Source organism: Paenibacillus oralis (assembly GCF_003863965.1).
GTDB classification, from domain to species: Bacteria; Bacillota; Bacilli; order Paenibacillales; family Paenibacillaceae; genus Fontibacillus; species Fontibacillus oralis.
The window spans coordinates 3,339,626-3,364,632 of the sequence record NZ_RRCN01000001.1; the positions used below are offsets into that span (position 1 = coordinate 3,339,626).

Consider the following 25,007-nt stretch of genomic DNA (forward strand, 5'->3'; position numbering starts at 1 on the left):
CTGTAGGAGGAGTTCCAATGAAGCATAGAGTGACGATGAGATTTACGACCCGGCAGGGCAATTCTTACCTGTATGACGATGTAACCAGCATGATCTTTCCTTGGAGCGGTATGCTGGAGAATATTTTGAAGCTGTTGGAGACAACGGAAACGGCACAGCTTCTGGCCAATATCCCCGAGGAGTATGCAGCCGAAGAATGGATCGACAAGGTGCACTGGGTGGATTACTGGAAAAACAACCTCGGCGCCTTCTATAGGGAGGAATGGAAGGACTCCCCCCTTTCCTATGATAACTTTGAAGCGGAATTGGGAGCCAACTTAACCAATCAGCTTATTTTGTCCGTGACCGATGATTGCAATTTGAGATGCAAATACTGTATTTATTCGGATGAATATGCATTGACCAAAAACAAAACCTGCAATTATATGTCTACCGACACCGCCCAAAAAGCGATCGATTATTTTCATAAACTAATTGCCCCTCAATTGGCGAGAAATCCCCGCAAGAAATTCGGGATTACCTTCTATGGGGGAGAGCCGCTAGTGAATTTTACTACGGTGAAGTACGCAGTGGAATATGCCAGAGAGAAGCTGGGCGACAAGGTTTATTTTATGATGACATCTAACGGACTGCTGCTTACGGATGAAGTAGTGAACTATCTTAAGATGCATGATGTGGGATTGGCCATCAGTATTGATGGTCCGGAGCAGGAGCATGATCGGTTACGGGTCACCGTAGGCGGAGGCGGAAGCTTTGCGCGGATCAAGAAAAATGTTGACAGGATCAGGGAGAAGCATCCCGAATATTACCGGACGCGAGTCAATGCGGTCTGCGTTTATGATTTCCTGACGGATGTGGAGCAGACGGAGCAGTTTTTTGAAGATGGAGAGCGGGATACCACAGTTCCGAGAGCGATTTTTGTAAATCGGGTATCGGACACTAATTCATGTTATTATCAAAAATTTTCGAAAGAAGATATACAACAATACCATGATAGGGAGAAGAGACTCAGAGACAAGTATTTCTCGCAAAAAACATGCGGCTGTTCCTCGAGTTCATACCTGACTTCCCTTATTGGCTCAAGCGCTCTTTCCATCATTACGCGCAGAAGGGCACTGGACGGAAAGCCCGCTTATATGCCGGCGACGGGTTCTTGCGTGCCTGGGCAAAAATTATGCGTAAATTCCAATGGAGTTATCGACATTTGCGAGCGGGTCAACGGAACCAATCCGATTGGGGATGTGCATGCAGGCCTGCATACCGACCGGGTCATTCAAATGGTGTCCAATTTTCGGGAGAATATTGCAGCAAGTTGCGACAAGTGCCCAGGGCAAAAGCTGTGCGGGTTGTGTTTTGTCAACTTTGAGACGGAAGGAGCATTCCGCAAGCAAAAGGAGATTTGCGCCAATCATTTAAACGTCATGCGCAACAACCTAAGCCTCTATACCAGCATTTGCGAGGATAAACCTGATGCGGAATTTATATTCAGCAGCGACACGATAGAATTGGATCAGCCGCTGACTACTTTTTAATAGAGGAGGGTCAAACATGTATTTCAGGTTATCTAGTCTTGTATATCTGACAAAAGGTTGCAACTCTTCTTTATATGATATGAAAAACAATAAGATTGTTTTGCTGGATCAAGCGGCTAGCCAATTCATCGGCCATTGTGAAGCGAATAATGAGATTGAAGCTTATCCTGATTATCAAATGTTTCAGGAACGAATCCATCTTCTGTTGAACCAATTGGAAGATTGGGGGATGGGGAAATATTACGCGGCCAAAACCCATATTGAGAAGTACCGGTTCAACATGCCGGCAACGATGAAAGGTTTTAATACGCCGGTTCCTTATTTCGTTCGGGTCTATCTGGAGTTGGGTGGAGTGTGCATCCAGGATTGTTCGTTTTGCGATTCCGCCAGCTATAGCAATTGGATGGGCTGCAGGAGTTGTGTGGGCAGCAAAACCGGATCCCCTGCTGGGAATATGGATTATGAAGCCATCATCGACGTTTTGCGAAATCTGGAGGTGAAGGAGCTTATACTGAGGGGCGGAAGTCCGCTGCTGGAATGGGAAACTCTCAACCGGATCGCAGCATACGCCGCAAAAGTATATGAACCCCTAGCTCTTACAGTGATTACCAATGGTACAGAAGCTTCGTTTGAACAGATCAAAACAATGTATGAGGCGTATCCCGGATTTAAGCTGAATATTGTTTTGTTTGGCGTGGAAAGCGTCTCAAGCTGCGCGGATTCCGGGACGGAAGAGCTTATTGCGGCTCAGTGCCGGTTGCTGGACCGGCTCAGCGAAGCCAAGCTGCCTGTAGCAATTACACTCCAGCTTACCGGGATGAACAGGGATGGAGCCGAAGAGATGATCGGCGCCATTGGAGCAAGATGGGGAATAAAGCCAATGGTCAGCGAGGTTGTCGCTTCGGACGGCCGGGAACAGCTCACTCACATCAAAGGAGACGCCAAGCCGATTGCGCGCTACAAGTATGAGCAGGAATTCTTTATGCGGCAGCAGTACAATACATGTCTGTATGGTGTATTCTCGATTGACAGCCTAGGGAATGTAACATCTTGTCCCGAGATTCGCGAAATTATCGGTAATATCCGGGAAGAAGGCATTATGTCCGTCTTAAGTAAGGACAGGCTCTATGACTTTTGGGAAATGACCAAGAACAAGGTCAGCCATTGCCGCAACTGCAGCATGAAATACTTTTGTTCCGATTGTTCGGTGTTTGAAGTGGAGGCCAATGAACGGGACGGTCTGCACCAGGCATATTGTTCCGTGGCTGCCGCCTCGGATTCGGCCGCTTCGATCATGGCAACGGATTTTAAGGCGGATGATTTCATCACGCGCCTTTACTTATAGCGCACTTAACGCACCTAAAACATTTAAGGGAGCATTAATCCATGACCGATAAATTGTTGTTGCGGGTAAGCAATCTTGAAAAGTCATTCTCCAATCAGCCGATTCTTAGAAACATCAGCTTTGAAATCCATAAAGGGGAAGTACTTGGCCTGGTAGGCCCCAACGGCAGCGGAAAAACCACCACAATCCGGACTATATTGGATTTCTACAAACCCAACAGCGGAAGCATTACTTTGTTACATACGGATTGCAATAAGCACTTTGACCAGGTTGGCCGCCGAATAGGCGTTATGCTGGAGAGCAGTGGAATGTATCCTTTACTTACAGGCCGGGAATACCTGGAATTTTTCGGGCAAATCGGGGCAATGGCAGGCAAGGAACTGGCGGCGGCTGTCGACGATGCCTTGGATAAAACAGGGCTTATCGACGCGCAGAACAAGCGGATCGGCACATATTCCAAAGGGATGATTCAACGGCTGGCGTTCGGACGGGCCATTTTGAACCGTCCCGCCCTGCTGATTCTGGATGAGCCCTTTGACGGCATCGATGTGGAGGCCAAGCGAAATCTGATGGACGTTATCGCTTCCATGCGTCATGAGGGGCTGGGCGTATTGATCACCTCGCATAATTTAAAAGAGGTGGACGAAATATGCACACGGATGATTTTTATCAAGAACGGCCGGATTGTTCATGACAATACGCTGAACGAGATCAGAGACATGTATAGGGAGGATGCGGTATTTCACATCTTTTTTCATCCGGATGTGGACGGAGCCAAAGTACAGGCCCTTTTCCCCGGCGATCCCTATGACGATGTAAAGAAAGTGCTGCATGCCAGGCTGACGGCACACCATACTAAGGAAAAAATCATGGACATCATTTTCGAAAACAAACTGCAAGTCAGGGAAGCATATGAGGAAAACAAAAATATCGAAGATATATATATGGATTTTATGAAGTCCAATTAAAAGGGGGGGAATGGGAATGGCTGTGGTTAAGCCGTTATTGGTTAAGGAACTCAGAGAGGAATTGCGAAGTTCCAAGCTGAATTTGATTCTGATTCTGTTGCTTGCGTTGTATCAGCAATTTTTTTCGCTGCAAAACTACGCAAGCACTTTCAAGGATCACACGGAGCTGCTGTTAAGTACCGCAACATACTCGATCCTGTATTTGGCCCCAATTATTATCCCATTTTACGGAAATACGGTGATGGCCAGAAGCCTGCAAAGAGAGCGGATGAATAAAAGTCTGCTGATCCTGATGACGACGGGACTGAAGCCGAGTTTGATCTGGCAGATTAAAACATTGGCCGCGTTCATAATCAGCTATGTCATCTACATGATCTGCACCGTATGCGATATTGTGATGATCGTGTATATCATGGGGCTGCCCTTTGAGTTGAATGCCGCTAATGTTTTGGGAGCCTTGATACTGTCGCCGTTGTTCGCCGGTTCCATGCTGATTGTACTGTCATTTATCTACTGGTTTTTCCGGAACACGCTTTTTATCACGACCGCTTTTACGATGCTAATGACGTTTGGAATATGGGGAATTTCCATGCAAACACCGCTGACGTCTTTCAATCCCTTTATTCTGGGGGGGCTTTCCATCGTGCTTCCGTTCCTTTTGCTGTGGCTGTGTTCTCAATTAATTAAGCGCCAGGCCAAATGGAAAATCGGAGCGATCTAGACAGGAGCATCTTCGGTAGGCGAAGGATTGGGAAAGGAGGTGAAAAACATGACTATGGGAAGCATTGAACCGATGGACAACTGTTCGGGTACACTTTGCTCCGGCGCATGCGCGGTTGGCTGCGCAGGCGGCTGTCTTGTAGGCGGAGGCACCACTATCGCCTTTGGAGCCCTGGGCGGCACGGCAGGCGGTTCCTTGACGGCATACTCCAACAATGCCTAAGAATGTGAATCTTGAAACATGAAATGCGGGGGAGGTGAAAAACATGACTATGGGAAGCATTGAACCGATGGACAACTGTTCGGGTACACTTTGCTCCGGCGCATGCGCGGTTGGCTGTGCAGGGGGGTGCCTCGTAGGCGGAGGCACCACTATCGCCTTCGGAGCCTTGGGCGGTACGGCAGGCGGTTCCTTGACGGCATATTCCAATAATGCTTGACCTGCACCGTTAGTATATGCATAATCTACCTATTTATGCATATGATTTAGTATAATGCATCCGATTTTTGTTTTCAAATGTCGTACTAGTTTAACGGCATCAAGGCTGAGAAGAGATATCTTCCCAGCCTTGATACCGCTTATTTGGGAGGAAGGAAGAATGAATCCGAAGAAGATTATTTCATCTGCCGGCGTAGCCATCGCCTTGGGCATGATCTTTATGACGATGATGCTAAACTCCATGACCATGTTCATCGTCTCGCTCGTTCTGATTGTTGTATTAGCGATCATTTACTTTCTTGTTGGAAGACAAAAGTAAGCTTGGCGAATCCGGTTCAATGGATTGCCCTTATAGCCGCGTATAATTTCGCGCCGAACGCCTAAACATCAGTAAGCGGATTCATTTTGCGCTGTGAGGCCGGGGCGATTTTTGCTTGCGTCCGGTATTTGGCGACCGTTCTTCTGGAAATGGAGATCCCCCGTTCCTGGAGCAGATCGGCGATAAGCTGATCCGAAAGGGGCTTGGCTTTATCCTCGCCCGCAATCAACTCGCGGATGATTTGTTTGACCGCGCTGGCGGCGAGCATGTCCCCGGACTTCGCTTCAATTCCCCCCGCCAAAAAATATTTGAAGCTGAAGACGCCCCAAGGCGTATCCAGCCATTTGTCTTTGATCGCGCGGCTGACGGTAGACGGATGCATCCCTGTGCTGCCGGCGATTTGTTCCAGCTTAAGCGGTTTGAGCCCATGGAAGCCGTCTTGAAAAAAAGCCCGCTGTTTCCGCACAATCGCGGTTACCACTTTTAACAACACCGTACGGCGGTAATCCAACTGATGGGCCAACGTCCGCGCCTCGTCGATTTGCTGCCTTAACTCCCCGGAACATGCCTCTTTTATGCCTTCGAGATAGCCGGTATCTTCATACAGACCGGTCTTGACCGAATTCAAGGTGATTTTCAGGCGGCTGCCGTCTGATGTGACGCTGGCGGCGATATCCTTTGCCGCAGGAGCGGGTCCGGCGTCTCCGTATACGAATCCCGGCCGGGGCTGCAGCTTGCGGATGCGGCTCAGGCTTTCCGCTACTTTTGCAAGAGGAGCTCCGGTCTCCTTGGCGATGGATTGTAAGTCGCCCCGCGCCATTTCCTCCATGTAGCGTTGGACCATCACATAGGCCAAGGAGTCTTTTCGGTTAGCGCGAATCAACTGCAGTTCCAGACACTCCTGCAATGAACGGGCGCCGATCCCGGGCGCGCCATCCTGCTGCAGCAGCCGAAGCGCCTTGGCGAACGCGGCGCGGGAAATGCCGGCCCGCTCGGCATGGCGGTCGATGTCCGGGGACAAGTACCCCGCCTCGTCCAAATTTCCGATCAGGAATTGCAGCGCTTTTTTCACCACAGGATCATCCACGCTGAATTTTAACTCTTCCCAGATTTCCTCTTCTCTCGTTTTTCTTGCTTTCAACTTGTAGCCGAGCAGTTCGGCGGACAAGCCCGCGGCGGTTTGCCTGGATAGGCTGGCGGACATACGTCTATTTGGCCGCGGCGGCAGGATTTCGATAAACGGATTGGTCTGCGCCTTTTCGCTGACTAGGCGTTCCAACTCGCCATCCGGCATCGCAAGCAGCCGAAACGTTTGGAGCATTTGCGGATTGACGTTCAGCTGCGCGGATTGGTTTTGCTTGGTCCGGATTTGGGTGTGCACGCGGGTGAACTCCTTTCCATATAACGGTGGTGATTTACACCGGGTAGCGCGATTTTTTTAATATGATACACCGCTTCGCCGCAAAAAGAAGTTAGCCTTTACTTTTTAGGCGGGGGAAAAAGTTTTTTTTGGCCAAAGTTCACATTGGGTTCAAAAATGAGCGATAACGCATCGTTTGCTTTCTTTTCTTCTAAATATCTGGGATTCCATTATGAAAAGCTGGAACGCTTGCAGATCGCGGAACCGTCTTCCATGGAGCGGGTTCCGTTCTAAATGTTTAGAAATACTGCCTGTCCCCTTGATCCGGATACACGTGTCCGGATTTTTATTTTTTGCTGGAGTGCCGGGCTTTTCCGCCACTGTCATCGGAGTTTGGCACGGTTTTTGCTTGTTAGTTTAATTGAAACACATTTTAGCTGCAACGAGGTGAAGGAAAGTTGAATGACAAAGTAATTCGGCTCGACGAGGCGCTTTCATTCCTCAGGAGCGGAATGACGGTCATGATGGGCGGGTTCATGGGCGTTGGCGCTCCCGAGGGGTTGGTGCGGGCGATCCTGGACAGCAGGCTGGATCAATTGACGCTGATCTCCAGCGATACGGGAACGGTCGACAAAGGCTGCGGGCCGCTGATCGTCCAGCGCCGGGTGAAGAAACTGGTGGCCTCCCATATCGGCACCAATCCGGAGACGGGCCGGCAAATGATCGCCGGCGAACTGGAAGTGGAACTGACCCCGCAGGGCACGTTCGCCGAACGGATCCGCGCGGGCGGCGCCGGCTTGGGCGGCGTGTTGACCCGCACGGGACTCGGCACCCTGGTGGAAGAGGGCAAGCCGAAGGTGACCGTGGACGGCCGGGAATATTTGCTGGAAACCCCGCTGCGCGCCGACGTGGCCTTGCTGAAAGCTTACAAGGCGGACCGGGCGGGCAATTTGGTGTTCCGCAAGTCGGCGCGCAATTTTAACCCGATCATGGCTTTGGCTGCGGATATGATTATCGCGGAAGCCGAGCAGATCGTGGAGACTGGCGAGCTGGCCCCGGACAGCATTGTCACTCCGGGGATATTGGTGGACAAAATCGTGCAAAGCGGAGGTGAACGGGAATGAAGGGAAGCGAAACGGAGGCTCTGACGGCCAAACAGAAAATCGCCAAACGGGTGGCGCTGGAAATCCGCGACGGGGATGTGGTGAATCTCGGCATCGGGCTGCCCACATTGATTCCCGGTTTTCTGGACCCGCGGATCGATATCCAGATTCAATCCGAAAACGGGTTTATCGGCCTGGCGGATGTGAACGAACAGACGGACAAGGATCTGGTGAATGCGGGCGGTCAGCCGACCGGCCTTCGCTCCGGGGGCAGCTATTTCGACAGCTCCGTGTCGTTTGCGCTAATTCGCGGCGGTCATGTGGACGTGTCCGTGCTCGGTGGACTTGAGGTGGATGAGCTAGGCAATTTGGCCAACTGGATGGTTCCTGGAAAAATGGTGCCGGGCATGGGCGGAGCGATGGATTTGGTCACCGGCGCCAAAAAAGTCATCATCGCCATGGAGCATTGCGCCAAGGACGGCGCGGCGAAAATCGTCAAGTGCTGCACGCTGCCGCTGACGGCCGTCGGCGTGGTGTCCATGATCGTTACCGAGCTGGCCGTGTTCCGCTTTGCGGAGCGGGGGCTGGAGCTGATCGAACTGGCGGACGGCGTTGACCTGGACACGGTAAAAGCGAAAACCTTGGCGTCTTTTGCCGTCAATCTGCAGCAACTTTGATGGCAAGTTCGATGAGCCAGGTTTTCAATACCGGGAAGAACAATCTCTTTAACGAAAGGAAGGAAGCAATTTGAACGAGGTAGTCATAGTAAGCGCCGTCCGTACGGCAATTGGAGCTTTTATGGGAGCGTTGGGGGAGGTCCCCGCCGCAGAGCTTGGGGCCGCCGTAATCAGGGAAGCGGTAAGCCGGGCGCAGATTTCCGCGGACATGGTGGATGAAGTGTTCATGGGGAACGTGCTTCAGGCTGGCGAAAAGCAAAACCCGGCGCGCCGCGCCGCTTTGCTGGCGGGATTGCCGCAGGAGGTGCCGGCGACTTCGTTGAACTTGTTGTGCGGGTCCGGGTTGAAAGCGGTTCACCTCGCTTCCCAGGCCATCTATAGCGGGGAGGCGGAGATCGTGGTGGCCGGCGGCATGGAATCGATGAGCACCGCCCCTTACGTGCTGCCAGGAGCGCGCCAAGGATACCGGATGGGCGACCGGGCGGTGGTGGACAGCATGGTGAGCGACGGCTTGACCTGCTCGATGGGCGGCTACCATATGGGGATTACGGCGGAAAATATCGCCGCGAAGTACGGCATCAGCCGCGCGGAGCAGGATGAGTACGCCGCCCGCAGCCAGCAAAAAGCGGTCGAGGCCATCCGCAAGGGGGTCTTTGCCGAGGAGATCGTCCCCGTATCCGTGCCGCAGCGCCGGGGTGAGCCTGTGATTTTTGCCACAGATGAGAGCCCGCGCGAAGGGGTTACAGTAGAGAAACTGGCAAAGCTGAAACCGGCCTTTACCGAGGCGGGCAGCGTGACGGCGGGCAACGCGTCGGGCATCAACGACGGCGCGGCCGCGCTGGTGCTGATGAGCCGGCGCAAGGCCGAAGCGCTTGGCATCAAGCCGCTGGCCGTTGTCCGCGCCAACGCAAGCGCCGGCGTCGATCCGGCGATCATGGGCACCGGGCCGATCCCGGCGACCCGCAAGGCGCTGGCCAAGGCGGGCTTGACTGTAGCCGACATCGACTTGATCGAAGCCAATGAGGCGTTTGCGGCGCAGGCGCTGGCGGTGGCCCGCGAGCTGGGCTTTCCGGAGGACCGCTTAAACGTCAACGGCGGCGCCGTGGCGCTGGGTCATCCGATCGGAGCCAGCGGCGCGCGGGTGCTCGTGACGCTGCTGTACGAGATGAAGCGGCGTTGCGCCGGACGCGGCCTGGCTACGCTTTGTATTGGCGGCGGCATGGGCGTGTCCACGATCGTGGAGCTGGTATAGCGCCTAAGCCATATTTTTCAGTACAGACTGTATCTGGAGGTAGAATATGCTGGCTTTGCTAGGTATTTTAACGATTGCTCTATTTCTGTATTTAATTATGACCAAAAAGGTGTCGGTCATTGTCGCGCTGGTGATCGTACCGGTTTTGTTCGCGATAATCGGCGGATTTTGGGATCAGCTGGGGGAGGCTACTTTAAACGGCGTGATCCAGGTGGCTCCAACGGGCATTATGCTGATGTTCGCCGTTCTCTATTTCGGACTGATGTCCGATGCCGGGCTGTTTGATCCTATAATCAAAAAAGTGGTGTCCGCCGTCAAAGGCGATCCGCTGAAAATTATTGTCGGCACGGCGGCGGTGACGATGCTCGTGCATCTGGACGGCGACGGGACCGCGACCTTCATGATTACGATCACCGCTTTCCTGCCGATTTACAAGCGCATCGGGATCAACAAGCTGATCTTGCCTTGTGTGGTCGCTTTGGGGGCAGGGACGATGCATCTCGTTCCCTGGTCGGGGACACAGGCGCGGGCCATGTCCGCGCTGCAAACCGATGCCAGCCAGATGTTCACCGCGATTCTTCCGTCCATGGCCGGCGGGATCATCTATGTGCTGGCGGTCGCTTTTTTCCTGGGCTTAAGGGAGCGCAAGCGGCTGGGCGTCATTGATTTCAACTACAATATGGAAGAAGAATTGACCGAGGAACAAAAGGCGATGCGCCGTCCCAAGCTGTTCTGGTTTAACGCGGTGTTCACGGTGCTGTTGATCGTCGGTCTGATGACGCATGTTTTTCCGCATACGATTTTGTTTATGATTGGGTTTGCCGTGGCCCTGCTGGTCAATTATCCCAAACTGAAAGAGCAGTCGGCGCGTTTGAACGCCCATGCCAAAAGCATTGTGCTCGTGACCAGCATGATTTTTGCGGCCGGCATCTTTTCCGGCATCCTGAACGGTACGGGGATGATCGCCGCCATGGCCGATTCGCTGGTCTCAATCGTGCCCGATTCGATGGCGCGGTTCCTGCCGCTGATTCTAGCCGTCATTAGCATGCCGCTGAGTCTGGTGTTTACGCCGGACGCGTTCTATTACGGGATGCTGCCGATTTTGGCCCAAGCGGTGGCCAACTTTGGGATGGACCCGATCGAAATCGGACGGGCCGCCATCTTCGGACAGATGACCGTCGGTTTTCCGCTCAGCCCGCTCACGGCGTCGACGTTTCTGCTCGTCGCCCTCTCCGAGGTGGACCTGGCGGAGCACCAGAAATTTACTTTCAAGTGGGCCTGGGGAACGTCGCTTGTGTTTACCGTTATAGCGCTCATCACAGGAACCATATCGATATAAAAGACAAAAAAGTGGAGGACTGATAAGCAATGAAAGCAATCCGTATTGGCGCGGGAGCGGGGTACGCCGGAGACCGTCTGGAACCGGCCTTGGAGCTGATGGAAAAAGGCAACCTCGACTATATCATGTTCGAATGTCTGGCGGAACGCACCATCGCGATCGCGCAGCAGCAGAAATTGAAGGACCCGGCAAAAGGCTACAACCATTTGCTGGAGCACCGGATGGTCAAAGTGCTGCCCCTTTGCAAACGGCATAATGTGAAAGTCATTACAAACATGGGGGCGGCCAACCCATTGTCCGCGGCGCAAAAAATCAAAGAGATCGCCCAGAGCCTCGGTATCACCGGTCTTAAAATCGCCGCCGTGACCGGAGACGACATCGCGGACAAAATCGACCGATATGTCGACTATCCGACCGTCGAAACCGGCGAGAAGCTAGGTTCCCTGCACTCGTCGATCGTCTCGGCCAACGCCTATATCGGGGCCGCAGGAATCGTGGAAGCGCTGGATGACGGAGCGGATATCGTTGTCACCGGCCGCGTGGCCGACCCGGCGCTGGCGATCGCCCCGCTCGTTCACGAGTTTGGCTGGAGCATGGAGGATTACGACCTGCTGGCCGCCGGGACGGTGGCCGGGCATTTGCTGGAGTGCGGAGCGCAGGTTACCGGTGGCTACTACGCCGATCCGGGTTACAAGGATGTGCCGGAGCCGTGGAATATCGGCTTTCCGATCGCCGAGGTCGACAGCGCCGGAAATATTGTGATTGAAAAGCTCCCGGATACCGGAGGCGTGGTCAATAAGGATACGATTAAAGAACAGCTGCTGTACGAAATCCATGACCCGGCCAATTATCTGACTCCGGATGTGGTGGCCGATTTTACGGAGCTGACCGTTGAAGAAATCGGATTAAACCAGGTTAGAGTGACGGGAGCCAAAGGAAAAGCCAAGACGGGTTTTTATAAAACGAGTGTGGGATATCAAGATTGTTATATTGGCGAAGGCGAAATGAGCTACGGCGGCAGCGGGGCTTACAAACGGGCCAAGCTGGCCGGAGAAATCGTAGCCAAACGGCTGGAGCTGCTGCAGGTGCCGATCCAGGAGCTGCGCGTGGATTACATCGGAGTAAATTCATTGTACGGAAATAAAATTTCCCGTATGATTAATGCTGATTTTGACGGGCTAAGCGAAGTCCGCCTGCGGGTGGCGGGGAGAACGCTCGAACGCAAACACGCGGCCGTGATCGGCAATGAGGTGGAGGCGCTGTACACCAATGGGCCGGCCGGCGGTGGCGGGGCCCGGGCGGGCGTCAAAGAGATCGTGTCGATTGCGTCCGTGTTGGTGCCGGCCGAAGATATTGAGATTGCCGTATTTTACGAGGAGGTGTAGACGATGAAGCTGCGTGAAATTGCCCATTCCCGGACTGGCGACAAAGGCGATATCTCCAACATTTCGCTGATCGTGTACAAGGAAGCCGATTATGAAGCCGTAAAGGCGCAGGTCACCGCGGAGAAGGTGCGGGAGTTTTTCAGCGATATTGTCCAGGGAGACGTGGTGCGTTATGAGCTGCCCCGTTTGCATGCTTTGAACTTCGTTATGTCCAAGGCGTTGGGCGGCGGAGTGACCCGTTCGCTGGCGATCGATATGCATGGCAAAAGCCTTTCCTCGGCGTTTTTGGAGCTGGAGATCGAGTTGGACTAAAATGGGGCGCTGTGCATATATTCGGAAACATGCTGTGCCGTGCGTATGACGGCAAAAGAAGCGCGGTTTGCGCATTGATCGCGCTTCTTTCTTTTTTTAAAATAGGATGAAACCGTATTCAAGGAGGCGTTATGTGGAATAAAAGGGAACTGCTGCAGTTGCCGTCCGGTTCGTTGGCCGATTACTTTTTCGCGTTGCTCCGCTCGATTCAGGATGGGCTGTTGGTCATTGACAAGGAAGGCGTCGTTCTGTTCATCAATCCCGAATATACCCGGATCACCGGGGTCACCGAAGCGGAGATCGTCGGCAAGCCGCTGCTGTCGGTTCGCCCCAACGCGCAGTTGGTGGAGGTGATGAAACAGAATAAGGTCGTGGTCGGCATACGGCGTAAGGAGCGGAATGTCGAGTACGTTGTCGATATGGCGCCGATCGTTCTGGGCGGCCGGGTGGAAGGGGCGGTATCGATTTGCAAAGGCGCCGTTGAGGTCCATGAGCTGGTGAAGAAACTGGAAAAGAACAGCAAGGAAATCAAACGGCTGCAGCAAGGTATGAGCAGCTTGAGCAAGGCCAAATACAGCTTCGAGCATATCATCGGCGCGGAAGGTGATCTGAAAGCGGTGATCGCCAAGGCGAAAAAGGTGGCCCGGTCCTCGATTTCGGTCGTGATTTACGGGGAGAGCGGGACAGGCAAAGAGCTGCTGGCTCAGGCGATCCACAATGAGAGTGACCGCAACGACAAACCATTTGTGGCCGTCAACTGCGCCGCCATCCCCGAAGCGCTGCTGGAAAGCGAGCTGTTTGGCTATGAGGAGGGCGCTTTTACGAACGCCAAACGCGGGGGAAAACTCGGTTTATTCGAGCTGGCGCATCAAGGCACGCTTTTTCTGGATGAAATTTCGGAGCTGCCTTACGATATTCAAGCCAAGCTGCTGCGGGTGCTGCAGGAATCGGCCATCCGCCGGGTGGGCGGCGTTAGCGAGCTGGAGGTGGATGTGCGGGTGATCGCCGCGGCCAACAAGGATTTGGCCCAGATGGTGGAGAAGGGGCGGTTCCGGGAGGATCTTTTTTACCGGCTTAACGCTTTTATGCTGCAATTGCCGCCGCTTCGCGCCAGGCACCGCGATATCGAGGCGATCGTGGATTCCATGCTAAAGCACGAGACGCGCACCAACGGCCTTGATGCCGAAGCGTACATCGTCGAGCCCGAGGTGATGGATATTTTTGCCCGGTATCATTGGCCCGGCAACGTTCGCCAGCTCAAAAACGTGATCGACTACGCCGTTTGCATGGTCGAAGGGAACACGATCACACCGCGCGACCTGCCGGATTACATCCGCCAGGAGCACGCGGAGCGGCGGCCGGCCAGCCAAGGCGGCGGAAGCTTAAAAGAAGCCGTCGAGCAAGCGGAACGCGCCGGGATCGCCCAAGCGTTAAAGCGGACGGACAATACTTTGGAAGGCCGCAGACAAGCCGCGCAAATGCTCGGCGTCTCCCTGGCCACCCTTTACAATAAAATCAAAAAATACGACCTGGAAGAAATCTCATAAGCAGTTTATTGTGCGGACCGGAGGATGCCGGTCTATTATTTATTTACATTATAAAATTTCGGGCATGGGTAGAGAGCGATGCGCAGGTAGAGAGAGGAGGAGAAGAGTAACCTGGGGGCTAAGGGACACCAGAGCCGTTATTTTCGAAAAAACGGGAGTTTGCAAAATGTAACGGACACAGATGACGTTATTTCCCTCAAATCGGCCTGGATGAACGGGTTTAGAGCGAAATAGGGTCGCCTGTGTCCGTTAGACTGGGAAATACCCGGGAAATGGGCGGATAAGGTCCGTGGTGTCCGTTAGAGCAGCGTCCAAAGTAGAAGTCAGAGCCACTAAGGACGCCGGCGGGCGTTTTTCTTAATTGGTTGGGAGAAGCGTAAAATGAACAAAATATATGCTTGTGAATATTTGCTTTAATGAAAGCATGGGGGAAACTAGGGATTATTGCGATTACTTCCAATCTGCGATTCATCATAATTCAAAATCGCTCACTACTAACAATTTATAGCTTCATTTCATCTTCAAATCTTTTGAAAAAAGCAGCAAGGCTAATGTGAAGCGCCTTAGTCAAAGAAATAATGGTGAGTAGGGACGGGGCCTTCTCTCCATTTTCTAACTCACTTATATATGATCGATCAACACGGGAAAATAAGCTCAATTGATCTTGTGTCATTTGATTTTCTTTTCGAAGTTCTCGAAGGACTCTTCCAAAAGCGAGGAGTTCTTTTGGTTTATTATGATTTTCCACAGTTAAAACCCCTTAATTTGGTAGTTATTTAATAGCGTATGATTTTCTTAACGTACTCCGAATGGAGTGTTTACTTAGCGAGCTATATTTAATCGTTAATGAATAAAACCTTCCCCAGTTGGACATCACGTACTGAAACCTACTCCACATGACTGCCTCCTATGAAAAATAAAAGAAGATCTGCCTTGGCATTACGGCACCGGGGATTTGGAAATCGTCATCAGGCAGGACGACCAAATGGAGGCAGCGAAAACGCAAATCAAGCAAATCTATGAAATGAGCTAATTCGAACATATCCATGACCGTGAATAAACAAACCCGCCATAATAACCTAAGTTACCCGGCGGGTTAGTGCTATTTCTTCAATATCCCCAAATACTCCACCCAAGGCCCGACGTCGGCCTTGTATCGGTTGGCCATGACCCTGGCAATTTGCGATAGATGTGTCAAATCATGAACTACCCACGTCGACAGCAGCTCGCTTAGCTTCACTTCGCCAAACTCCGGGTGAATGCCCGTTCGCTCCAGATGCAACGACGGATCGGCAAGCGCCTTGATTTTATCGATATTTTGCATCCGGAGGGCTTTGAATTCCCGAAGCCGTTGTTCAATCGGAGGATTTAATTGTTCATTTAAATGAGCGTACCGGTCAAAGGGAGGTAAAGGCTTGCTTCCACCTTCGTAAAGAATCGATTCCAGCCGCGGTATCCAATTGCTCTTCTCTCCCTCGATAAGATGATCGACCACTTCCGAGACATTCCAAGTGCCCTCGCCTTCGTTGCACTTCAGCCAATCCTCGCTTAAGCCGGATAAAAAAGCCTGCAAAGCCGCCGGCGTGCTTGACAAAACCTCGATGGCTTCCGATAGTTTGAAATGCATGATAACCACTCCTTTCCCAAAAAGAGAAACAACCTTTTTACTTGTTCTTCAAACTTCTGCCCAATCCTCCTATCACCGAATCCACCGGATCGAAGATTTTTATTTTTGATTTAAAAAAACGATCCCCTTCCTGACACATAGTTGTCAACAACGGTGTTTTACACTGGTTCCAGAAAACAACTTTGATGGCAGGGAAGGAAGGATTTTCGTGACTAAAGCAGCAAGCAACAAAATAGGAGTCGTTATTACCGGGCTCCTGTTGGCCATTCTGATGGCTTCCATGGACAATACGATCGTCGCAACCGCGATGGGTACGATCGTCGGCGAGATCGGAGGGCTCGACAAGTTTGTTTGGGCGACTTCGGCTTACATGGTGGCGGAGATGGCGGGAATGCCGATTTTCGGCAAGCTGTCGGATATGTACGGACGCAAGCGGTTTTTCGTGTTTGGGATCATCGTGTTTATGGTCGCCTCGGCATTGTGCGGGACCGCCGGATCTATCGTGGAGCTCAGCTTGTACCGGGCGCTTCAAGGGATCGGGGCCGGCGCGATGGTATCGATCGCCTTCACGATCATGTTTGACGTCGTTCCGCCAGCGAACCGTGGCAAAATGACGGGGATGTTCGGGGCTCTGTTTGGTTTTGCGAGCATTGCGGCCCCGCTGCTGGGTGGGTATATTACGGAGCATCTTCACTGGGCGTGGATTTTTTACATTAACCTGCCGCTCGGTTTGATAGCATTTGTTTTGATTGCGTTCTATTACAGGGAATCGGCGAAGCACGCCAAGCAGAAAATCGATATTTTGGGCGCAATCCTGCTGGTCGGCGCCGTTGTATGTCTCATGTTTGCGCTGGAGCTAGGCGGCAAGCAATATGCGTGGAACTCCCCGCAAATCTTGGGGCTGTTCGCCGGATTTCTCGTATTGGCGGTACTGCTCGTTTTTGTGGAAAAAAGAGCGGTCGAACCGATCATCTCCTACCGGATGTTCCGAAACAGGCTGTTTACGACGAGCAATCTTGTCGGCATGCTGGGGGGCGCAGCGTTTATGACGGCATCCGTGTTCATCCCGATTTACATCCAAGGCGTACTCGGCGGGACGGCCGCTAATTCGGGGCTTGTGCTGCTGCCGATGATGGTCGGCTCGGTCGTGACGGCAACCGCAGGCGGGTACTTGGTTTCCAAATTTCCGTACCGTTCTGTGTTGGCATTGACGCTGCTGCTTCTGATCGCAGGACTTGCGCTGTTAACGACACTGCATGCGGATTCCCCGCGGATGCTGATCACGCTTTATATGACCCTTGTCGGTCTTGGCATCGGCTCGACCTTTTCGGTACTGAGCAGCGCGGCCATTCACCCGTTTACGGCGGCGCAGCGTGGGGCGGCAACCTCGACGCTGAATTTTAACCGTTCGCTCGGAATGACGCTGGGCATTACGATTTTCGGGATCTTGCAGAGCCATGCGCTGACCGCCAAGCTGACGGAAGCTTTGGGGGGAAGCGGAGCGGGAGCTGCCGGAGAGGGGATCGATTTCGGCGATCCTTACGTATTGCTCAATCCGGAGCTGCGCCACTCGCTGGATCCGGCCACCCTTGGTGCGATCACGGAAGGTTTGGCTTCGTCGATCGCGGGAACCTTCGCCTGGAGTCTGATTCCGGCCGTGCTTGCGCTTGTTTCGGCGCTGTTTATGACGAAGGATAAACTGGAACTGCCGCAGCAGGCGGACGGGGCTCAAGCTCAACAAGACGGTTATGTGCCCTCCCATTAACCCGCTATTGCAGGAAAGCCGGTATCGATTATGATGATAGAAAGCAATGGTCTTTAGAAAGGGGGAGCATGATGAAGCTGGAACGTCTCATGGCGATCACCATGATTTTATTGAACCGCAAAAGGGTGCAGGCGCAAGAACTTGCCGACAAGCTGGAGGTGTCGCTAAGGACGATTTACCGCGATTTGGAGTCGCTTAGCCTGGCGGGAATTCCCTTAGTCTCGTATACCGGGACGGACGGCGGTTATGAAATTATGGAAGGTTATCGCCTGGATCGGCAGATGCTGACGTTTGATGAGCTGACTGCTTTGGTGACCGCACTTCGTGGGCTTCAGTCAACTCAGGCGCTGGAAGCCTCCAATATCGACCGTCTTCTGGAAAAGGTCGGAACCCTGGTGAGCCAAGCTGAGCAGGAGCGGATTTCCGGCGGCCATCAGCTCCAGATCGATTTTGCCCCGTGGAAAAGCAGCAACTCGGAGCGCAAAAAATATGAGTCTCTGCAGCAGGCCGTCAAAGGACTGAAACGGATCCGGTTTCATTACCTGAATGCGCGGGGCGAGGACACGGAACGCTGCGTTGAGCCGGTGGGCCTTGCGCTGAAAGGATATGTCTGGTATTTACACGGGTATTGCTTGTCCCGAAAGGCCTTTCGGACGTTCAGACTGTCCCGGATTAGAGAACTCCAGGTGCTGGAGGAATCCTTTACCCGCCGCGATTTGACGGAAGATCAGAGCTCGCGCCGGGAATGGAAGAGGGACGCGAACCGTCCGAAGGTCGATCTGGTGCTGCGAATTTCCGGGGATGCCAAGGTGCACGCGGCGGATCGTTTTGAGGACCACGAAATCGAGCGTCAGGCCGATGGGACCTTTCTGATCCGCACTTCGCTGCCGGAGGGCAAGTGGCTGACGAATTTTTTGCTGCAGTTCGGGACGGATTTGCTTATTCTGGAACCCGCCTATATGGCGGAAAAGCTGCAAGAGGCGGCGTTGAAGATCGCGGCTCTTTATGGCGGCAGCCATACGAGCGTAAGGGAAGCTGAATAGGAAGTACCGTGAAGGAGCAGGCAGCTTAATAAAAAAACGTTCAAAGGAGGATTTTTCCTATGAAATTGGCAGGTCAAGCAGCGATCGTAACGGGCGGGGCCCGAGGGATAGGCCGGGCAACTGCTTTAATGTTGGCGGAACGCGGAGCGAAGGTCGTCGTCAACTATCTATCGAACGCTGAAGCGGCGGAAGCGGTAGTGTCCGAGATTCGGGCAACAGGCGGGGAAGCGATCGCCGTTCAGGCCGATGTACGCGAGGGAGGCCAGGTTCAGCAGCTCGTTTCTCAAGCCAAGGCGGCGTTTGGCCGGGTCGATATATTGGTGTGCAACGCCAACATGAGCTTTTCTTTTAAACCTTTTGCCGAAATGTATTGGGAGGAATTTTCGCAAAAGCTGAATGATGAACTGAAAGCGGCTTTCGTCACCACGCAAGCGGTGATTCCGACGATGGTCGAGCAGCGTTTCGGGCGAATCATCTACGTATCCAGCACCCTGGGCAAAGACCCTTCGCCGAACATGATCGCCCACGGCACAGCCAAAGGCGGAGTGGATACGTTCGCCGTCTATATTGCGCAGGAGTTCGGTTCTTATGGGATCACCGCCAACGTAGTCGCTCCCGGCTTGGTGCAGACCGATGCCACGGCGTTCATGTCGGACAAGGAAAAAGAAATGATCAGCCGCTTCACCCCGCTTGGCCGGGTTGCGGAACCTGATGACGTGGCGGGTGTTATCTCTTTTCTGGCCGGCCCCGAGGCACGGTTCGTAACAGGAACGTATACGCCTGTGACTGGCGGGTTGGTAATGGAGTAGTATTTAGGCCAAAATTGATCTCGTATTGCGTAAAATTTGCTTCATCGGATCTGAATCGATGGGCAGGTGTCCGACAACTTTGATTTTTCTTTTGTTCACATCCAGGCTCTTTAACTGGTCCGTGAGTACCACTCCATTAATTTGAAGGCCTTCAGGAAGAGCAACTTCAAATGCATAGTTTTTAGTTTGGTTGGTTATCGGGCAAACCCAAGCAAAACCCGTTAATTCGTTAAAATCAAATTCAGACAATACGATGGCAGGGCGGCATCCAGCTTGTTCTCTTCCAGCTTGCGGATCAAAGTCAAGCCAGATCAGATCACCCCGTGAAGGAATGGTCATCAAATCAACTCGTCTCCTTCAACACCAAAATCAATTTCATCATGGCGAGGGGAATTAGGCTTAATCTTTGAAAGAAGTTCCTTAAGGTGAGCACGCAAATCTTCATTGGTTTCCTGTGGTTTATTTAGCGGGTGGAGAAGAATGTCATTTTCCGGCGTTATCATGATTTCCACCTCAATACCTTCTTCCAAATTAAGATGTTTCATAATTTGATTCGGAATGCGTATCCCAGTACTATTTCCCCATTTACTGAGTGTGGCTGTTGCCATTAGAATCAAATCCTCTCCTTCTTGATACTTCATAGTATACCTCGCCCTTTCTTGAATGTATATACATATGATATACAAAGTTGGCTAAAAAGATACCTTCTTCGTGGAGAAACATGACAGAGACAAGGCGAACAACATCCATTAATTAGAAAAACATGAAATGATACTAATTACCTAAGCATTTTTGGTTGTTAATTGTCCCTTTGGATTTCCCTATAGGTAGAAGATGAATGAAAGGGGGAAGTAGTTATGAAAGAACAGCCAACCGTGTACGAGCAATATCGGAAAGAGGTTTATCGGATCGCTTGGAGGGTTCAGTACAAGGCTAAATTGGTAAGAAAAAGGGAATGTTCGTTCAACGGATTCGAACCGTCGGAAACCTGCTTCACCTCATCTTCTGATGACAAAATCGTTGTGAAACAGTTGATTAACGCGCTTCCCTCCGATACGGGGAAAGAGATCATCTACAAAATATATCTGCAGGACAAGACAGAACGGGAAGTTGCCCGCGAGCTGAATATGACGCAACAAGGAGTGAACAAATGGAAGCGGAAGATGATCAAGGAAATGTCCCGGATGATGAAAAGTTCCTGAAGCGTACGCTCCGCCAAAAGCCGGCACTATTGCTGGCTTTTTTTCGCCAAGGGGATGGGGGCAAAAAAATTCCCCAAAAGCGGTTGTTATTTTTGCTCCCGTTTTACCCTTATAAGTGAGCGCGGCGGTAATGCTTTAACAGCTGAAAGCGCCAGGATGCCATACTACTATGTGCGCCGAGGCGGTTGACAAAGCGAATATTTGTAACTATACTGGTTACAACGGTGGTGATACCCTATGAAGCAGATCAGTACGCGCTTTTCGATTGCTGTGCACACCCTTTCCCTCATTGCGGTCACTCCGGATTGCACCGGGGATTTTATCGCGGGCAGCGTGAACACGAATCCCGTGATCATTCGAAGAATTATGGGGATGCTAAAAAAAGCGGGGTTGGTAGATGTGCGGCCAGGGGTGGGAGGAGCCGCCTTGCTCAAGGAACCGGACCGGATCACGCTCCTGGATGTTTATCGGGCCGTGAATGTGGCGGAGGAGAACCAACTGTTCCGTATTCACGAAAATTCCAATATTGCTTGTCCGGTGGGACGGAATATCGAAAACGTCCTCCAAGCGGAATTGAAAGACGCTCAATTGGCGATGGAACATAGGCTGGCACAAACGACATTAAGTCAGCTCATCGAAAAGTTTCAATAAAAGCTCACATAAGAGCTTTTATTTATACATCAGTTGTAACCGAATATGTTATAACTAGACTAACTACAACTTTTGTAATGGAGGAAAAGCCGATGAAAATTTTAGTGACTGGCGCAACAGGAAAACTGGGTACGAAAGTGGTTGAAACGCTGCTTAAGTCCGTACCGGCCAGCGATCTGGCTGTCAGCGTGCGAAACCCGGAGAAAGCGGAAGGACTACGGGCTCGGGGCGTGGAGGTGCGCCAAGGCGATTTTGATCATCCGGAAACGTTGGAAACGGCTTTTAAAGGTGTTGACCGCTTGCTGCTCATCTCTGCGGATGGCGACAACGAAACAAGAATCCGGCAGCACCAAAATGCCGTAACGGCCGCCGAGCGTGCCGGTGTCAAATTTATTGCATACACGAGCATCGCCAATGCCCAGCAAAGCAAAAACATGCTGGCTCCGACGCATAAGGCGACCGAAGAAGCGATTTTGAAGACGGGAATTCCTTACTCTTTCCTGCGTAACAACTGGTACCTGGAAAATGAAACTTCGAGCATTCAGGCCGTTTTGTCCGGGGCTCCTTGGGTAACGTCGGCAGAAAACGGCAAGGTAGGCTGGGCGCTTCAACAAGAATACGCGGAAGCGGCGGCAGCAGTATTAATGGGAGACGGTCACGAAAATACGATCTACGAGCTATCCGGCAAGCTGTTGACGCAGGAAGAACTGGCTTCCGCACTTGGCGCCGTGTTAGGTAAGGACGTACAAGTGCAGCAAGTGGACGACGCCGCTTACGCGGACATCATGAAAGCCGCAGGCGTACCGGATTTCGTCATCCCAATGCTGGTAGGGATTCAGCAAGGCATTCGCGAAGGCACTTTGGAAGTCGCAAGCAATGATTTTGAAAAAGTGCTCGGCCGCCCGCTTACGCCTACCCAAGAGGCCCTTAGCCAACTGGTGAAGGGAATCTCCTAAACCTATACAAGCCAAACTCCATAAGCCGACCTCTCCGAACAAACGAGAGGCCGGTTTTTTTGCATTTCTGGAAAAAAGAATTAAAACCGTTTTGTACCTGGCTTTGCCGCATTGGGAGCTTTATGATGAGAAAGGGCAACAAAGTGGAATGCCAACCCTAGGCATTACTGAAACCCCAACACAATGAATCAATAATGAATGGAGATGAAATGAATGAACATCAACAACCTGGATATTGCCAAACAACATATCCGCGATCTTCAGATGGAGATCGAGAGGTACAGGATAGGCGAACAGATGCGGCGGCTGGCCAAAGAGAAGGCCAAGTCAATGCGGAATGAGGCTTCGCGCGAAAAGAAACGCGGGTCCTTGCTCACGCCGATCCTAATGAAGATGAGAAGACTGCTGTAACCGAAAGGTCACGCGCGGGCTTCTCACCCTCATTCAAGGACGGCGTTTTTTTACTTTGTTCCAAGTGCTCGCGACAAACGGTACAACTCCGAAATGATCCGCAGCGATTTGATCCCTTCCGCCTCATCAATCCAAAACTTGCGTCCATCCCGGATATGATCGTAGAAATCGGCAATGAGCAGCTCATAGGCATTAGTAGTGTGAAAATTAGCCCGTTTTAAAAGCGATGCTGTCATGCGCGGTGTCTTCGACCTCAATCGCATCAGCGAGGACACCTGCCCCTAGTCCGTTGTCGCTCAAAGGCAATGTCGAAAAAGAAGGGATTTTTTTGAAGTAGGTCGAATTTACCAGAATGGTATTAATTTCATGGGGAGAATTGAATCAAAAACATAAAACCAAAGGGGAATGACAATCGATGCAAAGTCGGTGCGATTTCATTATCCAACAGCGTTTTCCGCACTTGGCGCAATTAACATCCAGGGATGATATTAAGCTTGTTCCTGCTGAAAGCGGGGGCAATAATCTAATGGTAGTTCAAAATGGTGCCGAAAAATTTATTTATGAACAAGCTGATCCTGAAGCTCAAATTGCGGCTTGGGTTGCCCAGTTTGAACATGTGATGAAGGAATCGCATGTCATTTTTTTCGGCATCGGCCTTGGATATCATATTAAGGCTTTTCAACGCATACATCCCGAGATCCCTTTTTCCATATTCGAGCCTAACACGGGAATTCTGTCGGTGTTCTTAGAGCAAGGTTCTTCCAATGAGTGTGAGATTTTGTCTTCTGCCGATCAAATTATGTTAGGAGATCCTTTAGCAAAAACGGTGCCTATGCTAGCAGAACTTATCGACCGGGTCTCCAGAATCATGGTAGCAATTTGGCCTGGTTATGCGAGGATATTCCCGGATGAGCTCAAGCAATTTAACGACACCCTCCGCCAATTAGTGAACTATAAGCAACAGAGAATGAAAGTGAATCAAATCTATGAAAAAGAGTGGGCATTAAATAGCATACATAACTTACCGTTTGTATTAAATACTCCTAATTTTCTGCAAAAAGGAGAACCATACATTGAAGGCAAACCTGTTGTTATTGTGTCGGCCGGACCTTCGCTTAATGATGAAATAGAGCATCTGCGGACGATAAAAGAGAAGGGGCTTGCCTATATTTTTTCAGTAGGATCGGCAATCAATGCCTTAATAGAATACGGAGTATACCCACACGGCACTTTTAGCTACGATCCGAATCCCTATAACGTGAACGTTATCAGAAAAATAATTGATGAACAGATCGGTACGATTCCGCTTATTTTTGGAAGCACAGTTGGCAGAAATACCCTGGACTCTTATCCAGGCCCTCGAATGCACGTCATTATATCCCAAGATGAGGTATCGGCCCGATTACTTCGCAGCGTATCGGGCGAAGCGCCTTCAATTATCAATGATGCTCCATCTGTTGCAGTGATTGCCTTGCAATGTATGGTTCGGATGAGAGCAAGTACGATTATCCTGGTAGGACAAAATCTGGCTTACCGCAGCCAGAAATACTATGCTTCCGGGGTAACGAATTCAACGGGAATTCCCTATGGGGAAGGGATGGTCCAGATTGAAGGTGTAAATGGGGAGAAGGTGGTAAGCAACCCTTCTTTTATCAAAATGAAAAAGGAGATGGAGTTCTACATCCGTTCAAGTTCGGGGGTTGAGTTTATCAACACGACCCGGGAGGGCGCACGGATTGAAGGGACGAATTTCGCGTTTCTGGACGAAGTGATCAGGCTGAGGCTTCAAGAAAAAAATGTCGACACAGGATGGATGTTTGACAAAGACTATTCCGGTTACGATATCTCCTTTCTTAGGAGGAACATACATAAATTACAGCAGGATGGGGAGCTGTTCCGGAGGATTTTTGAGCAACTGCAGCAAAAGCTGATGGAGCTGGCCTATTTGGTCAAATCCGGTTCAGAAGAGAAGGCAGGTACAGCTTTAGCCCATTTTGACAATTTATTTGCCGATATGATCAGCAATCCGTATTTCAAATTATACATATTACCCAGAAACCGGATGGGGTACGAGTTTTTATACAGCAAAATGGACTCTATTAAAAATGACCGCCAAACATTAAGCAAAGCCCATAAGGTTGTTTTGCACTTCGGAGATTTTGTGTGGAGCTGCCAGCAGGATTATGTAAAGTCCAAAGATATCATAGATCGCTTTCATATTACTAACATGGGTTAGGAGGCATGA

At 51.4% G+C, this 25,007-nt stretch carries 28 protein-coding genes; 22 read left to right on the forward strand and 6 right to left on the reverse strand.

Annotated elements, in window-relative coordinates; all coding sequences use genetic code 11:
- The first annotated feature begins 17 nt into the window (after nt 1-17).
- The 7 genes from EHV15_RS15015 to EHV15_RS36535 all read left to right on the forward strand — a co-directional run bounded on the left by EHV15_RS15015 (nt 18) and on the right by EHV15_RS36535 (nt 5,323).
- Complete coding sequence (locus EHV15_RS15015; RefSeq protein ID WP_128631916.1) at nt 18-1,532, forward strand: radical SAM protein; 1,515 nt, start codon at nt 18-20, stop codon at nt 1,530-1,532.
- Between the two features lie 16 nt (nt 1,533-1,548).
- Nucleotides 1,549-2,877, forward strand: a complete 1,329-nt coding sequence (locus EHV15_RS15020) for a radical SAM/SPASM domain-containing protein (protein WP_128631917.1) — start codon at nt 1,549-1,551, stop codon at nt 2,875-2,877.
- A 41-nt stretch (nt 2,878-2,918) separates the two neighbouring features.
- Nucleotides 2,919-3,845 carry an ABC transporter ATP-binding protein gene (locus EHV15_RS15025; RefSeq protein ID WP_128631918.1) on the forward strand — a complete coding sequence of 309 codons (927 nt, stop codon included), beginning with the start codon at nt 2,919-2,921 and terminating at the stop codon, nt 3,843-3,845.
- Between the two features lie 16 nt (nt 3,846-3,861).
- Nucleotides 3,862-4,566, forward strand: a complete 705-nt coding sequence (locus EHV15_RS15030; protein WP_128631919.1) for a hypothetical protein — start codon at nt 3,862-3,864, stop codon at nt 4,564-4,566.
- A gap of 48 nt (nt 4,567-4,614) precedes the next feature.
- Nucleotides 4,615-4,788 carry a hypothetical protein gene (locus EHV15_RS36525; RefSeq protein ID WP_178075863.1) on the forward strand — a complete coding sequence of 58 codons (174 nt, stop codon included), beginning with the start codon at nt 4,615-4,617 and terminating at the stop codon, nt 4,786-4,788.
- Between the two features lie 43 nt (nt 4,789-4,831).
- Complete coding sequence (locus tag EHV15_RS36530) at nt 4,832-5,005, forward strand: hypothetical protein (RefSeq protein ID WP_178075863.1); 174 nt, start codon at nt 4,832-4,834, stop codon at nt 5,003-5,005.
- Nucleotides 5,006-5,164: 159 nt separating this feature from the next.
- Nucleotides 5,165-5,323, forward strand: coding sequence for a hypothetical protein (locus EHV15_RS36535; RefSeq protein WP_178075864.1), 159 nt, complete (start codon nt 5,165-5,167; stop codon nt 5,321-5,323).
- A 61-nt stretch (nt 5,324-5,384) separates the two neighbouring features.
- On the opposite strand, the gene rpoN is transcribed toward EHV15_RS36535, so the two are convergent.
- Nucleotides 5,385-6,704 carry an RNA polymerase factor sigma-54 gene (gene rpoN / locus EHV15_RS15035; protein ID WP_128631920.1) on the reverse strand — a complete coding sequence of 440 codons (1,320 nt, stop codon included), beginning with the start codon at nt 6,702-6,704 and terminating at the stop codon, nt 5,385-5,387.
- A 437-nt stretch (nt 6,705-7,141) separates the two neighbouring features.
- On the opposite strand from rpoN, the gene atoD reads away from it, so the two are divergent.
- The 7 genes from atoD to EHV15_RS15070 all read left to right on the forward strand — a co-directional run bounded on the left by atoD (nt 7,142) and on the right by EHV15_RS15070 (nt 14,298).
- Nucleotides 7,142-7,807 carry an acetate CoA-transferase subunit alpha gene (gene atoD, locus EHV15_RS15040; protein WP_128631921.1) on the forward strand — a complete coding sequence of 222 codons (666 nt, stop codon included), beginning with the start codon at nt 7,142-7,144 and terminating at the stop codon, nt 7,805-7,807.
- Nucleotides 7,804-8,463, forward strand: coding sequence for a 3-oxoacid CoA-transferase subunit B (locus EHV15_RS15045; RefSeq protein WP_281281636.1), 660 nt, complete (start codon nt 7,804-7,806; stop codon nt 8,461-8,463). The genes atoD and EHV15_RS15045 overlap by 4 nt, the downstream gene beginning before the upstream one ends.
- 70 nt (nt 8,464-8,533) lie before the next feature.
- Nucleotides 8,534-9,715: an acetyl-CoA C-acetyltransferase gene (locus tag EHV15_RS15050; protein WP_128631922.1), complete on the forward strand. Its 1,182-nt coding sequence runs from the start codon at nt 8,534-8,536 to the stop codon at nt 9,713-9,715.
- A 46-nt stretch (nt 9,716-9,761) separates the two neighbouring features.
- Entirely contained in the window at nt 9,762-11,054 is a 1,293-nt protein-coding gene (locus tag EHV15_RS15055; RefSeq protein ID WP_128631923.1) for a CitMHS family transporter, read from the forward strand.
- 29 nt (nt 11,055-11,083) lie between these two features.
- Nucleotides 11,084-12,439 carry an acyclic terpene utilization AtuA family protein gene (locus EHV15_RS15060; RefSeq protein ID WP_128631924.1) on the forward strand — a complete coding sequence of 452 codons (1,356 nt, stop codon included), beginning with the start codon at nt 11,084-11,086 and terminating at the stop codon, nt 12,437-12,439.
- A gap of 3 nt (nt 12,440-12,442) precedes the next feature.
- Nucleotides 12,443-12,751: an AtuA-related protein gene (locus tag EHV15_RS15065; RefSeq protein WP_128631925.1), complete on the forward strand. Its 309-nt coding sequence runs from the start codon at nt 12,443-12,445 to the stop codon at nt 12,749-12,751.
- Nucleotides 12,752-12,882: 131 nt separating this feature from the next.
- The gene (locus EHV15_RS15070; RefSeq protein WP_128631926.1) at nt 12,883-14,298 is read left to right on the forward strand and encodes a sigma-54 interaction domain-containing protein; all 1,416 of its coding nucleotides are present in this window, start codon (nt 12,883-12,885) and stop codon (nt 14,296-14,298) included.
- Nucleotides 14,299-14,800: 502 nt separating this feature from the next.
- On the opposite strand, the gene EHV15_RS15075 is transcribed toward EHV15_RS15070, so the two are convergent.
- Together EHV15_RS15075 and EHV15_RS15080 are read right to left on the reverse strand one after the other, a co-directional pair.
- Nucleotides 14,801-15,046: a helix-turn-helix domain-containing protein gene (locus EHV15_RS15075; protein ID WP_128631927.1), complete on the reverse strand. Its 246-nt coding sequence runs from the start codon at nt 15,044-15,046 to the stop codon at nt 14,801-14,803.
- Nucleotides 15,047-15,400: 354 nt separating this feature from the next.
- The gene (locus EHV15_RS15080) at nt 15,401-15,925 is read right to left on the reverse strand and encodes a DinB family protein (protein WP_128631928.1); all 525 of its coding nucleotides are present in this window, start codon (nt 15,923-15,925) and stop codon (nt 15,401-15,403) included.
- Between the two features lie 208 nt (nt 15,926-16,133).
- On the opposite strand from EHV15_RS15080, the gene EHV15_RS15085 reads away from it, so the two are divergent.
- From EHV15_RS15085 to EHV15_RS15095, 3 genes are all read left to right on the forward strand, one after another.
- Entirely contained in the window at nt 16,134-17,690 is a 1,557-nt protein-coding gene (locus tag EHV15_RS15085) for an MDR family MFS transporter (RefSeq protein ID WP_281281637.1), read from the forward strand.
- 68 nt (nt 17,691-17,758) lie between these two features.
- Nucleotides 17,759-18,733: a helix-turn-helix transcriptional regulator gene (locus tag EHV15_RS15090; protein WP_246061582.1), complete on the forward strand. Its 975-nt coding sequence runs from the start codon at nt 17,759-17,761 to the stop codon at nt 18,731-18,733.
- A 59-nt stretch (nt 18,734-18,792) separates the two neighbouring features.
- The gene (locus tag EHV15_RS15095) at nt 18,793-19,542 is read left to right on the forward strand and encodes an SDR family oxidoreductase (RefSeq protein ID WP_128631929.1); all 750 of its coding nucleotides are present in this window, start codon (nt 18,793-18,795) and stop codon (nt 19,540-19,542) included.
- A gap of 3 nt (nt 19,543-19,545) precedes the next feature.
- Here the strand turns inward: EHV15_RS15095 and EHV15_RS15100 are convergent, their stop codons facing one another.
- Together EHV15_RS15100 and EHV15_RS15105 are read right to left on the reverse strand one after the other, a co-directional pair.
- The gene (locus EHV15_RS15100; protein ID WP_128635354.1) at nt 19,546-19,881 is read right to left on the reverse strand and encodes a type II toxin-antitoxin system PemK/MazF family toxin; all 336 of its coding nucleotides are present in this window, start codon (nt 19,879-19,881) and stop codon (nt 19,546-19,548) included.
- The gene (locus EHV15_RS15105; RefSeq protein WP_128631930.1) at nt 19,881-20,183 is read right to left on the reverse strand and encodes an AbrB/MazE/SpoVT family DNA-binding domain-containing protein; all 303 of its coding nucleotides are present in this window, start codon (nt 20,181-20,183) and stop codon (nt 19,881-19,883) included. Before EHV15_RS15105 ends, EHV15_RS15100 begins: the two co-directional genes overlap by 1 nt.
- 216 nt (nt 20,184-20,399) lie before the next feature.
- Between EHV15_RS15105 and EHV15_RS15110 the strand changes: the two genes are divergently transcribed.
- From EHV15_RS15110 to EHV15_RS15125, 4 genes are all read left to right on the forward strand, one after another.
- Nucleotides 20,400-20,744 carry a sigma-70 family RNA polymerase sigma factor gene (locus tag EHV15_RS15110; protein WP_128631931.1) on the forward strand — a complete coding sequence of 115 codons (345 nt, stop codon included), beginning with the start codon at nt 20,400-20,402 and terminating at the stop codon, nt 20,742-20,744.
- 237 nt (nt 20,745-20,981) lie between these two features.
- Nucleotides 20,982-21,395, forward strand: coding sequence for an Rrf2 family transcriptional regulator (locus EHV15_RS15115; protein WP_128631932.1), 414 nt, complete (start codon nt 20,982-20,984; stop codon nt 21,393-21,395).
- A 92-nt stretch (nt 21,396-21,487) separates the two neighbouring features.
- The gene (locus tag EHV15_RS15120) at nt 21,488-22,351 is read left to right on the forward strand and encodes an SDR family oxidoreductase (protein ID WP_128631933.1); all 864 of its coding nucleotides are present in this window, start codon (nt 21,488-21,490) and stop codon (nt 22,349-22,351) included.
- A gap of 213 nt (nt 22,352-22,564) precedes the next feature.
- On the forward strand, nt 22,565-22,762 hold the full coding sequence (locus EHV15_RS15125; RefSeq protein WP_128631934.1) for a hypothetical protein: 198 nt from the start codon (nt 22,565-22,567) through the stop codon (nt 22,760-22,762).
- A gap of 50 nt (nt 22,763-22,812) precedes the next feature.
- Here EHV15_RS15125 and EHV15_RS15130 read toward each other — a convergent pair whose 3' ends face one another.
- On the reverse strand, nt 22,813-22,998 hold the full coding sequence (locus EHV15_RS15130) for a hypothetical protein (protein WP_128631935.1): 186 nt from the start codon (nt 22,996-22,998) through the stop codon (nt 22,813-22,815).
- Between the two features lie 179 nt (nt 22,999-23,177).
- On the opposite strand from EHV15_RS15130, the gene EHV15_RS15135 reads away from it, so the two are divergent.
- The gene (locus EHV15_RS15135) at nt 23,178-24,998 is read left to right on the forward strand and encodes a motility associated factor glycosyltransferase family protein (protein ID WP_128631936.1); all 1,821 of its coding nucleotides are present in this window, start codon (nt 23,178-23,180) and stop codon (nt 24,996-24,998) included.
- Nucleotides 24,999-25,007 lie beyond the last annotated feature (9 nt).

Excerpts from the sequence above, each read along its gene's own strand:
- EHV15_RS15095 (WP_128631929.1), top strand. The coding sequence starts at position 18,793 with ATGAAATTGGCAGGTCAAGCAGCGATCGTAACGGGCGGGGCCCGAGGG.
- EHV15_RS15110 (WP_128631931.1), top strand. The coding sequence starts at position 20,400 with ATGAAAGAACAGCCAACCGTGTACGAGCAATATCGGAAAGAGGTTTAT.
- EHV15_RS15125 (WP_128631934.1), top strand. The coding sequence starts at position 22,565 with ATGAACATCAACAACCTGGATATTGCCAAACAACATATCCGCGATCTT.
- EHV15_RS15100 (WP_128635354.1), bottom strand. The coding sequence starts at position 19,881 with ATGACCATTCCTTCACGGGGTGATCTGATCTGGCTTGACTTTGATCCG.
- EHV15_RS15015 (WP_128631916.1), top strand. The coding sequence starts at position 18 with ATGAAGCATAGAGTGACGATGAGATTTACGACCCGGCAGGGCAATTCT.
- EHV15_RS15090 (WP_246061582.1), top strand. The coding sequence starts at position 17,759 with ATGATGAAGCTGGAACGTCTCATGGCGATCACCATGATTTTATTGAAC.
- EHV15_RS36535 (WP_178075864.1), top strand. The coding sequence starts at position 5,165 with ATGAATCCGAAGAAGATTATTTCATCTGCCGGCGTAGCCATCGCCTTG.
- EHV15_RS15055 (WP_128631923.1), top strand. The coding sequence starts at position 9,762 with ATGCTGGCTTTGCTAGGTATTTTAACGATTGCTCTATTTCTGTATTTA.
- EHV15_RS36530 (WP_178075863.1), top strand. The coding sequence starts at position 4,832 with ATGACTATGGGAAGCATTGAACCGATGGACAACTGTTCGGGTACACTT.
- EHV15_RS36525 (WP_178075863.1), top strand. The coding sequence starts at position 4,615 with ATGACTATGGGAAGCATTGAACCGATGGACAACTGTTCGGGTACACTT.
- EHV15_RS15025 (WP_128631918.1), top strand. The coding sequence starts at position 2,919 with ATGACCGATAAATTGTTGTTGCGGGTAAGCAATCTTGAAAAGTCATTC.
- EHV15_RS15070 (WP_128631926.1), top strand. The coding sequence starts at position 12,883 with ATGTGGAATAAAAGGGAACTGCTGCAGTTGCCGTCCGGTTCGTTGGCC.
- EHV15_RS15105 (WP_128631930.1), bottom strand. The coding sequence starts at position 20,183 with ATGAAGTATCAAGAAGGAGAGGATTTGATTCTAATGGCAACAGCCACA.
- EHV15_RS15080 (WP_128631928.1), bottom strand. The coding sequence starts at position 15,925 with ATGCATTTCAAACTATCGGAAGCCATCGAGGTTTTGTCAAGCACGCCG.
- EHV15_RS15020 (WP_128631917.1), top strand. The coding sequence starts at position 1,549 with ATGTATTTCAGGTTATCTAGTCTTGTATATCTGACAAAAGGTTGCAAC.
- EHV15_RS15135 (WP_128631936.1), top strand. The coding sequence starts at position 23,178 with ATGCAAAGTCGGTGCGATTTCATTATCCAACAGCGTTTTCCGCACTTG.
- EHV15_RS15030 (WP_128631919.1), top strand. The coding sequence starts at position 3,862 with ATGGCTGTGGTTAAGCCGTTATTGGTTAAGGAACTCAGAGAGGAATTG.
- EHV15_RS15045 (WP_281281636.1), top strand. The coding sequence starts at position 7,804 with ATGAAGGGAAGCGAAACGGAGGCTCTGACGGCCAAACAGAAAATCGCC.
- EHV15_RS15065 (WP_128631925.1), top strand. The coding sequence starts at position 12,443 with ATGAAGCTGCGTGAAATTGCCCATTCCCGGACTGGCGACAAAGGCGAT.
- EHV15_RS15130 (WP_128631935.1), bottom strand. The coding sequence starts at position 22,998 with ATGACAGCATCGCTTTTAAAACGGGCTAATTTTCACACTACTAATGCC.
- EHV15_RS15060 (WP_128631924.1), top strand. The coding sequence starts at position 11,084 with ATGAAAGCAATCCGTATTGGCGCGGGAGCGGGGTACGCCGGAGACCGT.
- EHV15_RS15120 (WP_128631933.1), top strand. The coding sequence starts at position 21,488 with ATGAAAATTTTAGTGACTGGCGCAACAGGAAAACTGGGTACGAAAGTG.
- EHV15_RS15115 (WP_128631932.1), top strand. The coding sequence starts at position 20,982 with ATGAAGCAGATCAGTACGCGCTTTTCGATTGCTGTGCACACCCTTTCC.